10 protein-coding genes are annotated in these 13,058 nt (G+C 60.3%); 6 read left to right on the forward strand and 4 right to left on the reverse strand.

The genetic code is table 11. From position 1 onward, the window contains the following. The first annotated feature begins 27 nt into the window (after positions 1-27). Together IEX75_RS06630 and IEX75_RS06635 are read left to right on the forward strand one after the other, a co-directional pair. Entirely contained in the window at positions 28-954 is a 927-nt protein-coding gene (locus IEX75_RS06630) for an AraC family transcriptional regulator (RefSeq protein ID WP_188793447.1), read from the forward strand. A 264-nt stretch (positions 955-1,218) separates the two neighbouring features. Continuing rightward, a complete protein-coding gene (locus tag IEX75_RS06635) occupies positions 1,219-1,914 on the forward strand; it encodes a FadR/GntR family transcriptional regulator (RefSeq protein ID WP_229720665.1) in 696 nt (231 codons plus the stop codon). 73 nt (positions 1,915-1,987) lie between these two features. Here IEX75_RS06635 and IEX75_RS06640 read toward each other — a convergent pair whose 3' ends face one another. From IEX75_RS06640 to IEX75_RS06655, 4 genes are all read right to left on the reverse strand, one after another. Next, the gene (locus IEX75_RS06640; protein WP_229720666.1) at positions 1,988-3,562 is read right to left on the reverse strand and encodes an exo-alpha-sialidase; all 1,575 of its coding nucleotides are present in this window, start codon (positions 3,560-3,562) and stop codon (positions 1,988-1,990) included. Positions 3,563-3,831: 269 nt separating this feature from the next. After that, a complete protein-coding gene (locus IEX75_RS06645; RefSeq protein WP_188793448.1) occupies positions 3,832-6,639 on the reverse strand; it encodes a TonB-dependent receptor in 2,808 nt (935 codons plus the stop codon). A gap of 160 nt (positions 6,640-6,799) precedes the next feature. Then, complete coding sequence (locus IEX75_RS06650; RefSeq protein ID WP_188793449.1) at positions 6,800-7,999, reverse strand: glycoside hydrolase 5 family protein; 1,200 nt, start codon at positions 7,997-7,999, stop codon at positions 6,800-6,802. A 121-nt stretch (positions 8,000-8,120) separates the two neighbouring features. After that, positions 8,121-9,266 carry an aldose epimerase family protein gene (locus tag IEX75_RS06655; RefSeq protein ID WP_229720667.1) on the reverse strand — a complete coding sequence of 382 codons (1,146 nt, stop codon included), beginning with the start codon at positions 9,264-9,266 and terminating at the stop codon, positions 8,121-8,123. Between the two features lie 111 nt (positions 9,267-9,377). Between IEX75_RS06655 and IEX75_RS06660 the strand changes: the two genes are divergently transcribed. From IEX75_RS06660 to dgoD, 4 genes are read left to right on the forward strand one after another with little or no spacing between them, the layout of a single operon-like run. Next, complete coding sequence (locus tag IEX75_RS06660; protein WP_229720668.1) at positions 9,378-10,313, forward strand: FadR/GntR family transcriptional regulator; 936 nt, start codon at positions 9,378-9,380, stop codon at positions 10,311-10,313. After that, complete coding sequence (locus tag IEX75_RS06665) at positions 10,310-11,266, forward strand: 2-dehydro-3-deoxygalactonokinase (protein WP_188793451.1); 957 nt, start codon at positions 10,310-10,312, stop codon at positions 11,264-11,266. The genes IEX75_RS06660 and IEX75_RS06665 overlap by 4 nt, the downstream gene beginning before the upstream one ends. After that, entirely contained in the window at positions 11,263-11,898 is a 636-nt protein-coding gene (locus IEX75_RS06670) for a 2-dehydro-3-deoxy-6-phosphogalactonate aldolase (protein ID WP_188793452.1), read from the forward strand. Before IEX75_RS06665 ends, IEX75_RS06670 begins: the two co-directional genes overlap by 4 nt. Next, complete coding sequence (gene dgoD / locus IEX75_RS06675) at positions 11,895-13,043, forward strand: galactonate dehydratase (RefSeq protein WP_188793453.1); 1,149 nt, start codon at positions 11,895-11,897, stop codon at positions 13,041-13,043. The genes IEX75_RS06670 and dgoD overlap by 4 nt, the downstream gene beginning before the upstream one ends. Positions 13,044-13,058 lie beyond the last annotated feature (15 nt).

A 13,058-nucleotide genomic window follows, 5' to 3' on the forward strand; every position in this document is an offset into this window, starting at 1 on the left:
AAGCGCCATGTCACGGAAGTTAGGTCCATGCACGTCGATGCTTACGCCAATCTGACCCGGATGCCACGTCCACCCTCGGTGGCGCCGGCTCTGGAAGCCTTGCTCAACCAATCGATGCTGCGCGTCGAGGTGATCGCCGAACCCAAGTTCTGCGGCTCCTGGTTTGCTGATGCCACCTGCAACGGCAACGGCCTGTTTCACCTGGTGAACACGGGCGAATGCCTGATCGAAAGCGACGCCCTCGCTGAAGCATGGTATTTGCAGGCCGGGGATTTGGTGGTATTTCCGCATGGCGACCCACACCGCCTGCGCGCGCGGGACGCAGCCGCCGACATCACCACCAGCCTGATCTGCGGCGAACTTCGCTACGCCAGCCACACCCGGCACCCGCTTAGCCATGCCTTGCCGGCCTGCTTCGTGGTGCGCGATGCGCAGGCCGATATCCTGTTTAGGCAGCTATCGGCCATGATGGTCGAGATCGCGAAAACCGAGGTGCCGGGCCGCAAGGTGCTGTTGAACAAACTCGCCGACACCTTGTTCACCCTTGCCGTCTGCGATTACGCCCACCGCCATGCCGACCAGCAAGGCCTGTTTGCCGCCCTGGCCGACAATCGCATCTGCAAGGTGCTGCAGGCCGTGCACGAAGAACCCGGGCACCCATGGACCATGCAGAACATGGCTGCCCATGCCTGCATGTCGCGCTCCGCCTTCGCCGAGCGCTTCGCACAATTGATGAACGTGCCGCCCATGCAGTACGTCACACAATGGCGCGTCAACGTGGCGGAGCGTCTGCTGCACGATCCAGACCTGTCTGTCGCATCGATAGCCGAGCGTCTGGGCTATAGCAGTGAAGCCGCCTTCCGGCGCCTTTTCAAACGCGTGAGCGGGACCAGCCCTGGCCGCATTCGGGCGGACAGCCGTCATAGCCAGGACATTCACTGCCAGCCGGATTGACCCTCACCATGGCGCCGGGCGTGCTTCGCCTCTCGTCACCCTCCGGAAACGTGGCATCATCTCCCGAAGCGCGTCACCAGGCGCTCCAGCTTCGCGTTTCCCGCTGCGATTATTGAACGATCGGGTTTGTCTATTGGCGGGTCTTTCCACGGTGTGGCATTGAAGGAGATCGGCTGAATGGCATCGTTTCGAAGCAGCAGGGATGGCGCCACGAGAACCGCGCATCCGATGCTGACGCGGCGTGTTCGCAGCGGCGCAGGTCCCATGGCCGCACGCAACCTGCACGGGCATGTGGTGCAGGTGCTTGGGCAGCGCATCGTCAGCGGCGCGATCAAACAGGGCGAGGTACTGCCACCGGAAGCGACCATGGCCGAAGAGATGGACGTGAGCCGCACCTCCCTGCGCGAGGCGATGAAGGTGCTGTCCGCCAAGGGCCTGGTGGAAGCACGACCCAAAGTTGGCACCCGCGTGCGCGATTCACGTTTCTGGAATCAACTGGATGCGGACGTGCTCGCCTGGCGCTGCGCCTCCATGCCCACGTCGGATTTCGTGCAGAAGCTTTCCGAGATGCGCGAGATCATCGAACCGGCTGCCGCGGCAAGTGCCGCCCGCCATCGTTCGGTTACGCAGTTGAAGCGCATGCAATTGGCATTCGACGCCATGGAAGCGTCACACGACCCGGAATCCTGGACGACCGCCGACATCGACTTCCACGAGGCGATTCTCGCCGCGACCGGCAACGAGTTGCTGATCTCGCTGTTTTCGGTGATCGAAACGGCGCTCAGCAGTTACTTCACGATGTCCGCGCACACCGCAGTGAACTTCAAATATTCGCTGCCGCAGCATCGCATGGTGTTGCAAGCCATTCGCGACAAGGATGCCGACGCGGCGCACAAAGCGATGCTCAAGGTGATTTCGGATACGAAGGAAAACCTGAGCAGCAAGCGGCGGAAAGCTTGATTCGTAGGTTGGGGTGCAAACCCCAACATTGCCATGTATGGGCCTATAGGGATGTTGGGGTTTGCACCCCAACCTACTCGATTTCGATGTAATCCACATCGTAAGCGTGCTCTGCGCCGTTCACGACGATGGTGTTGTCGCCATCTTTCAAGTTGACGCTCACATCCATCAGCATCCAACCGCTTTGACCGTCTGCTTTGCCGCTGCCGGCAGCAACGGCTGTTCCATTGACACTGATTCGTGGGATCGCCGGAAAACCCAGATCCTCATAGCGCAAGCGCAACACATGCGCGCCACCGCGATCACGGTGGATATCGAACTGCAGCTTGCCGTAAGGCGCTGCCGCCACGCGCGCCATGCGCCGGTTCGATGCATGCGGATTACCAATTACCACAGCATTCGTACGTGCAGCATCTTCCGCCTCATAGCGATGGAAGTTGAGCGGCTCATCCGCGTACAACATCACGTTGTACGCCGCCTTCCATGCTTGCTGCAGCTCAGGCGATGACGACGAAGTGATGTGTAGGAAACTGCCATCCTTCTGCTGCAACAACGCCTGCGTCCAGCCCGCGTGGATATTGCCGGTAATCTTTTGCACGGGTGCCGGCGCTTCCCACCACGGTCCCTTGCCACCGTTGTTGTTCCAATACAGGCTGCGACCCGCCGCATCGCCGTTACCGCCGGCACGTTCGCTGGATACGACGATCACACCTTGCGGCCCACCCACCGGAAACCAGCTCACCACCGGACATGCAGCAGGCCACGCGCCACCTTCGGTCTGAACCGGCATGCCGCGATCAGCCGGATCGCCGAAGTGCAGGCCGTCCGCACTGAATTTCAGATGGACCTTGCCGTTTTCGGGGCCATCGATGTCCTCGAAGTTCATCACGTAACGTTGATCAGGCAAGCGTGCCACGACAGCCATGCCGGGACGTTCCACGCCGCCGGGCATGCCTACGTCCATCACTTCCTCGCCCCATGTCTTGCCACCGTCGTTGGAAAGCTTATGCGCAAGAATCTGGTTGAAGCCTTTGTCCTTGTGTTGCTCGCTGGAGTAATAAACGATCATCCGGCCGTCATCGAGAATATGGACGTTCGGCTCCCACACACCGTGGTTGTCCTTGTCGTCCGGATGACCACCACCACGCACGATGGAGCTGCGGTAGTGCCAGGTCTCGCCTTGATCGATAGAGGTGTAAAGCTGCAGGTCCTCTTCCACGACATGCCCTTTGGCATCATTGCGGGTTGCGTTCGCCGCCAGCAATAAGGTGCCGCGCTTCAGATCCCCACTGCCCTGCTGCATTTCCGAAATGTTCGGTTGCCAGCGCAATTGCCATGCCAAATTGCCGGCATGTTCCTGATCGACAACGTTCTGCATGAAATGCCAGGTCTTGCCGCTATCGTTGCTTACGTACAGTGGCATGCCGGCCATGCCATGCTGCTCGAACACCAGCAAGAGACGTCCGTCGGCATGTGCATTGCTTTGCTGTGACAAACGCACGACGGATGCATAGCCGGTACCTTCCGCAAGGAACTGGCCGCTCGCAACATCCAGCGGCTGATCCTGTGCCTGCACGGCGCGAATACCTGCCATGCCAAGCAGAAAACAAGCCGCGTGCACGGCGAGATGGCATGTCGTTCGACGCATGGTGATTCCTCGAAGACAAGCGGCGGCCGCACGCATGCGACCGCCAGGAATAAAAAGAAGGAGCACCACGAAGGATGCTCCCGAGGGGGAAGCGAAGGATGCGCTGATCGATTCTGCGTAGCTGTCACTAGCCCGATGGGTAATGTCCAGAAAGCCCGCAGAGTGCGCCGTACGGCTTGAACAGACGGCCAGTCTGCCCTGCGCCGTCCGACGCACTCTGCGGGCTTTCTGAACATCATGCCAGCTGCGCATAATCAATCAGCTCATCCTCAAAGCTTGAAACGAAGACCAAGGTTCACCGTGCGATCCTGATAGCGGATATCGCGCGGACGCGACGTGCCGTCGCCCCAGTATTCATGCAAGTTGGCGCCCAGCAGGTTGGTCATGCCAAGCACCACCGTGCTGTGGTCGTTGAGGTTGTACGCAATGGACAGGTCCACCTGGTTGGCCGGTGCGATTTCGTCATTGACGCTGGCCACATTCGCTGCATTGAAGCCATCGATAAAGCGGCTTCGATAGTCATAGGCCAGACGGAACGACCAGCCGTACTTCTCATACATCAGCACCGCATTGCCGTTGTGCTTGGATACGTTCTGCAGCGGCGTAGTCACCATCGGGCCACCCAGATACTGCGGCGACTTGGTGGAGCCATTGATATAGGTGTAGTTGACCTGCACACCCAATCCGTTCCACGCCCCGGGCAGGAAATCGAAGAACTGCTGGTAGGCCAGCTCCACACCGTCCAGGAAGCCATTGCCGGCGCTCTCCGGACTGCTGATCTGGTAAGGCTGTCCGCCGACCACCTCATCGGTGACGTAGCTCTGCACGTAACCCTTGATGTTGCGGTAGAACGCACCCGCACTGGCGTAGCTGCCAGGTGCGAAGTACCACTCCAGGGACATGTCGTAGTTGTTGGACTTGATCGGCGTCAGGTAGGCATTACCGCTGCTGCCGTTGCCGGCACGATTGATGGTGCCGGGATTGAGCGACATCGACGGATTGAGGTCGCCGAAGTTCGGATAGGTCACCGTCTTGGCAGCCACAAAGCGTGCCTGCAACGCGTCGGTGATGTGCAGCACCGCACTTACGTTCGGCAAGTACACCGGCGCACTGGTCGACAAGGCCAATGGCGAGTAGACGTTGGTAGAGCTGTTGTACGAATACGCGCTCAGATTGCGGTTGATGTCTTCGATGCGTACGCCGATCAGGCCATCCAACGGCATGCCGAACACCGTGGTGGCATAGGCCGTTTGCAGATAGCCGGCGAAGTCCTTCTCATCGATGTTGTAGAAACGGCCCGGATCGATCGGCTGCAGTCCCTCGTTGGTGCCGTACAAGGCACGGATGGCGTTCGCGTTGCCGACCAGATAGTTATAGCAACCGCTCAACCAGCCGCCAGGCAGTGCCGACGAGCTGGGCATGGCGCAGAAGTAATTGGCGGGAAAGCGCGCCAGCACCTGGTTGGCCGGATTGGGATCAAGCGCAATCGCGCCAGTACCTCCCGGCGGCGGAATCGATATCTGCACGCTGCCTTCGTAGCTCGCACGGTGATCATCGGCCCGTACGCCAAACTGCAGGTTCTGGAAGAAACCCGAATCGAAGGTGTAGACACCATCGGCGCGCCAATCCAGCTCCTTGCCGCGTTGCACAGACCAGTTCTGGAACAGGCCGTTCAAGTAGTAATTGGAGGCATCGTTCTGCGGGCTGCCAAGCAGTGACCAGTTCTGGCGATTGCCGGCGGTGCCGGTCCATACCGTGGTGATCGGCCCCTTAAGAAACGTGTCGACAATGAACGTGTTATCCATGAACGAGCTGAGCGTCGACGAGAGTTCGGTCGACAGGCTCAGCACGTCGTTGTGCCACTTCGCACCGATCGCGTTCTGAATATCGTGGCCATGCTGCGCATGCGCCTGCGTGCTGGTCGCCGCATAGCTGTTGCCGCTCCAGGTGGCGCTGGTGGCATCGCAGATCGTCTGGCCGTGGTACTGGCCGGCGAGTTGATCCGGATAGCAATGATTGCCAACGGTGTAGGAACTCGGCGTCACCACGCCCGTGGGGAAGGTGAAGAAGAACGGCTGGCTGTAGCTGTCGTGGTCCCAGTCATACAGGCCCTCGGCATAGACTTCCGTGTGATCGTTGGGCGCCCATTGCAACGCGTAGTTCATCTCCGGGCGACGGCGGTAACCCAGGTTGTAGTCGGCACCGAAACCGTTCGGCACTTCGACCAGCGTGCCCGACGGACTACGCAGGGGATTGCCCTGCGCATCGGTGAGCAGGCGCGGGAAATCGCCCCACACCGCCTTGTAGTCATAATGCTGTGTGATGATGCTGCCGTTGACCAAGGCGCCAAAATCGCCCCATGCGGTTTTCCAACGATCGCTGAGCAACACGCTGGCCGTACCATCGGTGCGCCCAGCATCGGCACTGTTGATGCCGGTGATCGTGCCGGCAACTTCCGGGCCCTTGAAATCGAACGGACGATACAGCTGCATGTCCACCAGCCCCGCGATACCGCCGGCAGGCAAGCTGGCGTCGCTGGTCTTGTATACCTGCACCGACTTCACCGCCGTAGCCGGCAAATTCTGGAATGCATATTGGCGACCGACGCCGCTGACGATTTCGCGCCCATTCAACGTGGTTACCACGTTCGGCAAGCCACGCACCACGACGCTGCTGGTTTCACCCTGGAAACCTTGCGCGACCTGCACGCCGGTGATGCGCTGCAGGGCATCGGCCACGCTGTTGTCGGGCAACTTGCCGATATCTTCCGACACGATCGAGTCGACGATGTTGTCCGAATCCTGTTTGACTTCTGCCGCGGAACCAAGACTCGAACGCAGCGGTGTCACCACCACGGTAGAGAGGGTAGCGGCGACGTTCTGGTCTTTCTTCTTTTGATTCTTGGTGCTTTTCGTATTGTCCGGCGATGACGTGTCAGTGGTCTGCGCGCCGTTTGCCGGCTGGCTGACGGTCGCAGGCTGGGCCGCCGTGGTGTCTGCGTGTGCGGTAGCTAGCGACGATGCGATGGCGACTGCCAGCAAGGTCATGGTCAAGGTGATGGTGGTATTGCGCTTCATGGTCTCTCCCCTTTCGACTTGAATGCCCGCCTTGCACGCAGCCATTCATGGATGTCGAAATGTTGTTTACAAGGCTAAATTCATTATTAGTACTACTATATGATCAGCAGCATCCAGCCAGACAAAAGGCCGCCACCCTGCGGCCTTCGCAGTAAAAAAGTCAGTGCATCGCGTTCACGGCGCGAGTGTCTGCCGTGATGGGAAGCATCGCCGCATCAGCAGGCACCACACCTTTGGGCGCAGCGCTCAAGGCACGGAAGATCGCAGCTTCACGCTCGCGATAGGGCGTGCCATCCGGATTCAGAAGATCGTGGAACCAGATCACCGGCGGTTGCAGCGTGTACGGTTTCTGCCAGGAATCCCACGGGAAAATCGTCTGCGTCTTGCCGGAGACAAAGCCCCAGTTGATCATGCCGACGTCGAGCTTTTTGCCTACCGGTAGCACGCTGTCGACGGTAGAACCCGCGCTGCGCGCCATGTATTCCGTGCAGATCATCGGACGTCCATACGTGCGCAGTTGCTGCACGCGGCGCAGGAAATCTTCCGGAAATCCGTAATTGTGAAACGTGATGACGTCCGATTGCGTCAGTTGCGTCTTCTCGATCGCATTGAGCTCAGACAACTTCGACCAATCATCGTCATGCCACACGCCACTGGTCAGAGGTTGCACCGGATGCACGCTGCGCGCCCAGGCAAATACCTGCGGCAACAGCTGCGCCACGCGCTGGAATTTGTCCTTGGGCTCTTCGGCCGCGTAGTTACCGCCACCGTCATTGTCCGGTTCGTTCCACACATCCCACGCAAGGACGCGATCGTCTTTGGCGAAACTGCCGACGACGTCTTTCACATAGGCTTCGAGCTGCGGGTACTGCGACGTATCATCCAGCACCTTGGTGCCTGGCGCCTGCATCCACCCGGAGTTGTGCACGCCGGGAATCGGCGGATGCTGCGGGCCCAGCACGGGATCGGGATCCCAGCACGAATCGAACAACACGAAGACCGGCTTGATGTGATGCTTGGCGGCAATCGTCAGGAACGTATCGATGCGCTTCTTGAAACCTTCGCGGTCCTGATCCCACAGCAGGTTGTGCAGAAACACGCGCATGGTGTTCATGCCCAAGCCTTGCGCCCACCCGAGCTCCTGGTCGATACGCGCCGGATCGAACGTGGCGGTCTGCCACATTTCCAACTCGTTGATCGCGTTGGAAGGAATGTAGTTGCTGCCAACCGGCCAACGCTGCTTCGCATACCAGGCGTTGGCCTGTGCCGCCGTCCAGCGTTCGGTGTCCGCGGCGTGCGCCACGGAAACACCAAGCAGCAGCGCCAGTGCAAGGCACCCTGCCCATCGTGTGTTCTTCATTGTCACATCCACCCTTGAATCTTTTTTATCCCTACCCTGCGTACAAGGTGGGTTGTTTATAGGTATTGCAGCGCTCCTGCGCGGTACGGCTTCCTTATCGTGACGGCTCGACCAAGTGTTATTACTTCGCGGCCTGGTCGATGCCGAAACGGTAGACGATCACGTTCTTGTAGATGTCACCCGGCGCCAGCCGCGCTGATCCGAAATCCGCATGATTCGGCGTATCCGGAAACAGCTGTGGCTCCAGCACGAAGGCGTCACCCTGGCGATAAATGTGGTGGTCCTTGCCCACCGTGGTGCCATCCAGGAAATTGCCCGAATAGAACTGCAAACCCGGCTTGCTCGACCAGACGGTCATCACGCGGCCGGAATGCGGATCTTCCACACGCGCCACCACACGTGGCTCGATTTCCTTGCGGCTGAGCACCCAGTTCATGTCGTAGCCCTTGCCGAACAGCAACTGCTGCGAACGGCCATCACGGATGTCGCGACCGATCGGCTTGGCGACGCGGAAGTCGTAAGGCGTACCAGCAACGGAAGCGATTTCCCCGGTTGGAATCGACGCAGCGTCGCTCACCGGCGTGATGTCGTTGCCGGGAATCATCAATGTTTGATCCATCACGGACCCGGAGCCTTCGCCACCCAGATTCCAATACGTATGATTGGAAAGATTGACGATGGTCGGCTTGTCGGTAGTCGCGACGTAGGCAATCTTGAGCTGATTGTCATCGCTCAACATGTAAGTAGCCTTCACCGTCAGCGTGCCCGGATAACCCTGGTCGCCATCGGGACTGACGTATTCCATCGTCACGCTTGGCGTGGGACCCGACTTCACGTCGAGCACTTTCCACACCTGCATGTCGAAGCCTTTCGTGCCGCCGTGCAGCGAATTGGTGCCGTCATTCAAGGTGAGACTGTAGGTTTTGCCGTCCAGCGTGAATTTCCCGTGCGCGATGCGGTTCGCATAGCGGCCGACGGTCGCACCGAGATACTGGCGCCGATCGAGATAACCCTGCAGCGTGTCATAGCCGAGCACGACGTCGACCAGCTTGCCGCTGCGATCCGGCACCAACAAAGACTGCAACGACGCACCGTAGCTCATGACGCGTGCGCGCATGCCGTGACTATTGGTAAGCGTCACGATGTCCACATTCTGCCCATCCGCCGTATGCCCGAAAGACTCCCGGGTGGCCTGACCGGCTGTCGCGGCAAGCGGGATCAGCAGGCTTGCCGTGAAGATGGAACGGAGCAGCGTTACAGATTTCAAGCAAATCCCCTTACGAAATCTATGAAACCGGACGGCCATATGCCCTGTCGCTTCTGAGCATATTGTATGATTATATAGACGCATGGCCGTCTGGGCTTTACGCGCTGCAGCATGGTCATCGAGCAAGCAGAACTGGGGCATGATCGTGGTGGTTCGCATGGGGTGGAGGGTGGTGTCGACGGTGTTGAAAAAGCGAGTGTTATAAGCCAGCGACGTGACAAACAAAGCATCCGTTGCACGACGCACCAACACTCGCCATCGACCAACCGTACGCTCCAGCACTTTCGCAATGCAGCACGTTCATCTCTTTTCCATCACCCAATCAGAGCGCCGATGAGAGTCGCAAACGCCCGAAATCTACACGGCCACGTCACCCAGGAACTGGGGGTACGGATCGTGAGCGGCCAGCTAAGGCCGGGCGACGTTCTGCCCCGCGAGGAGACACTGGCCGAGCAGATGGCAGTGAGCCGTACGGCGCTGCGTGAAGCAATGCGCGTGTTGTCCGCCAAAGGCCTGGTCGAGGCGCGCCCCAAAGTGGGTACGCGCGTGCGCGAAGAGCGTTACTGGCACCAGCTCGATGCCGACGTGCTGGCCTGGCGCTGCGCCTCGATGCCGCCCGCCGACTTCGTACAGAAGCTGGTGCAGATGCGCGAAATCTTCGAACCTGCCGCAGCAGCCTTTGCCGCACGCCGTTGTGACACCACCCAGCTGAAGCAGATCGAGCTGGCTTATCGCGCCATGGAGGCCGCGCGCAATAGTGATGAATGGGCCGAAGCGGACCTGCAATTTCACGAGGCCGTACTGGTCGCCACCAACAACGAGTTGATGAGCTCCCTGTTCTCCGTCGTGGAAACCGCCTTGGGTTCCTTCTTTGTGCAGTCCGCGCGCAAGAGTGGCGACTTCAAATACTCCCTGCCCTATCACCGCCAGGTATTCGACGCGATCCGGCGGCGCCAGCCCGAAGCGGCGCGCCGTGCAATGCAACAGATGATTGTCGATTCACGCGCCAACATGACCGGCAAGCGCCGCACAAGGAAGTCCGCATGAGCACCGATGTGCAACTGATCGGACTGGATTGGGGCACCAGCAGCCTGCGTGCCTATTTATATGATGCCGACGGCAAGGTAGTGGCCTCCCGCCAGCAGAGCTGGGGTATCCGGAACGTGCCGGAGGGAGGGTTCGCCGGCGCGTTGCAGGCCATTACGGCCGACTGGCCAGCCTGCGTGGCGATGGCCGCCGGCATGATCGGCAGCCGCCAGGGCTGGCGCGAAGTGCCTTATGTGGCACTACCGGCCGACGCAGCGAGCATCGCGCACGGCATGCTGCGTGTGGATGGTTGCGGCAGCCATGAGCTATGGATTGCGCCAGGTCTGCAACGGCGTCAGCCGGCCGACGTCATGCGTGGCGAAGAAACGCAGATCATCGGCGCGCTCGCGCAGCAGCCGCAGCATGAGGTCAACATGCGCTTCGTGCTGCCCGGCACGCACAGCAAGTGGGCCACGGTCGTCGACGGCCGCATCACCGCCTTCGATACAGTCATGACTGGCGAGATCTATGCGTTGCTGATCAAGCACTCCATTCTTGGCGCGGGCCTTCCTTCCGATCCCGCGCAGCCTTTTTGGGCCGAAGCCTTTGTACGCGGCGTGCTTGTTGCCCGGGAAAGCGGTGCCGAAGGCATTTTCAGCCGTCTGTTTTCGACGCGCGCATTGATGCTGGCCGGCGAATTGTCGCCCGTACACGTGCCGGACTTTCTCTCCGGTTTGCTGATCGGCGAAGAATTCCGCCTCGCCCGCTTGCGTGACAACGGCGGCGTTACGCCTCTGTGCCTGATCGGCGACACGTCGCTGTGCGAGCGCTATGCGCTGGCAGCACAACACTTCGACTACGCATCGCCAGCCGTGATTGATAACGCCGCCGCGCAAGGGCTGTGGCAGCTGGCTTCCGCCGCGGGATTACTGACCAAGGCCAAGCTTCATTCTTTTTCTGGAGTAACACCATGATTCGCGCGTGGCTCGATTCCCTTCCCTTGGTAGCGATTCTTCGCGGCATTCGACCGGAGGAGGCGCTCGCCGTTGGTCATGCGCTTGTCGACGCGGGATTCCGCGTGATCGAGGTGCCGCTTAATTCGCCACAGCCGATGGACAGCATTCGCTTGTTATCGGAAGCACTGGGCGAGCGCTGCCTGATCGGCGCCGGTACCGTGCTGCAGCCTGAGCAGGTGACGGAAGTGGCCGTCGCAGGCGGAAAACTGATTGTGATGCCGCATGCCGATACGCGCGTGATCACGGCGGCCAAGCGTGCCGGCCTGTATTGCGTGCCTGGCGTAGCCACCCCGACCGAAGCATTTGCGGCCATCCAGGCTGGCGCCGATGCGATCAAGCTGTTCCCCGCCGAACTGCTGACGCCGCCGATACTCAAGGCATGGCGCGCAGTGATGCCGCGCGACCTGCCGATGCTGCCGGTTGGCGGCATCACGCCTGAAAACATGGCTCCTTATATCGCTGCAGGCGCCAACGGCTTCGGCCTCGGCTCCGCGCTCTACGCACCCGGCCGTGATGCGAACGACGTCGGTCGTCGCGCCCACGCCTTCGCTCAAGCCTGGAAAACAAATTCCCAAGGAAATCCCGCATGAAGATCACTCGTCTCACCACCTTCCTCGTTCCGCCGCGCTGGCTGTTCGTACGCATCGATACGGATGAAGGCATCAGCGGCTGGGGCGAGCCGGTCGTGGAAGGCCGCGCACATACGGTTGCCGCGGCGGTCGACGAACTCTCCGACTACCTCATCGGCAAGGATCCGCGCCATATCGAAGATCATTGGAATGTGATGTACCGCGGCGGCTTCTATCGCGGCGGCCCGATTCTGATGAGTGCCATCGCCGGTATCGACCAGGCGCTGTGGGACATCAAGGGCAAGCATCTGGGCGTGCCCGTGCATGCATTGTTCGGTGGACCGGTGCGCGATCGCATCCGCGTGTATTCGTGGATTGGTGGCGATCGCCCGTCAGACACCGCGAAGGCGGCGAAGGAGGCCGTGGCGCGTGGGTTTACCGCCGTAAAGATGAATGCCACCGAGGAAATGCATTTCGTCGACACGCATGCAAAAGTGCAGCGTGTACTGGAAAACGTGCAGGCCGTGCGCGACGCAGTAGGGCCGGATATCGGCCTGGGCATCGATTTCCACGGCCGCGTGCACAAACCGATGGCGAAGGTACTGATGCGCGAGCTGACGCCGTTCAAGCTGATGTTTATCGAGGAGCCGGTACTTTCCGATCATCTGGAATGCATTCCGGAACTGGCCAGCATCTCGCCTGCGCCGATCGCGCTGGGCGAACGCCTGTATTCGCGTTATGACTTCAAGCGCGTGTTTGCCACCGGCGGCGTGGACATCATTCAGCCTGACCCTTCGCACTCGGGCGGCATCACGGAAACACGCAAAATTGCGATGATGGCCGAGGCCCACGACGTGGCATTGGCACTGCATTGCCCGCTGGGTCCGATCGCACTGGCCGCCAACCTGCAGTTGGATGCGATGTGCCACAACGCCTTCATCCAGGAGCAGAGCCTGGGCATCCACTACAACGCCACCAACGACCTGCTCGACTACATCACCGACCGCAGCGTGTTCGCGTATGAGAACGGCTTCGTCTCGATGCCGAGCGGTCCCGGCCTCGGTGTGGAGGTGAACGAGGCCTACGTTGCAGAGCGCGCCGCTGTCGGCCATCGCTGGCGCAATCCGATCTGGCGTCATAGCGACGGCAGCGTGGCTGAATGGTAAGGTCCTCAAGATCCA

The sequence above is a fragment of the Dyella nitratireducens genome (assembly GCF_014642835.1).
Classification (GTDB): Bacteria; Pseudomonadota; Gammaproteobacteria; order Xanthomonadales; family Rhodanobacteraceae; genus Dyella_B; species Dyella_B nitratireducens.

What these genes read in the sequence shown, in the direction of transcription:
- IEX75_RS06635 (WP_229720665.1), top strand. Translation starts at nt 1,219, where the DNA reads ATGGCCGCACGCAACCTGCACGGGCATGTGGTGCAGGTGCTTGGGCAG.
- IEX75_RS06640 (WP_229720666.1), bottom strand. Translation starts at nt 3,562, where the DNA reads ATGCGTCGAACGACATGCCATCTCGCCGTGCACGCGGCTTGTTTTCTG.
- dgoD (WP_188793453.1), top strand. Translation starts at nt 11,895, where the DNA reads ATGAAGATCACTCGTCTCACCACCTTCCTCGTTCCGCCGCGCTGGCTG.
- IEX75_RS06670 (WP_188793452.1), top strand. Translation starts at nt 11,263, where the DNA reads ATGATTCGCGCGTGGCTCGATTCCCTTCCCTTGGTAGCGATTCTTCGC.
- IEX75_RS06650 (WP_188793449.1), bottom strand. Translation starts at nt 7,999, where the DNA reads ATGAAGAACACACGATGGGCAGGGTGCCTTGCACTGGCGCTGCTGCTT.
- IEX75_RS06660 (WP_229720668.1), top strand. Translation starts at nt 9,378, where the DNA reads ATGGTCATCGAGCAAGCAGAACTGGGGCATGATCGTGGTGGTTCGCAT.
- IEX75_RS06645 (WP_188793448.1), bottom strand. Translation starts at nt 6,639, where the DNA reads ATGAAGCGCAATACCACCATCACCTTGACCATGACCTTGCTGGCAGTC.
- IEX75_RS06630 (WP_188793447.1), top strand. Translation starts at nt 28, where the DNA reads ATGCACGTCGATGCTTACGCCAATCTGACCCGGATGCCACGTCCACCC.
- IEX75_RS06665 (WP_188793451.1), top strand. Translation starts at nt 10,310, where the DNA reads ATGAGCACCGATGTGCAACTGATCGGACTGGATTGGGGCACCAGCAGC.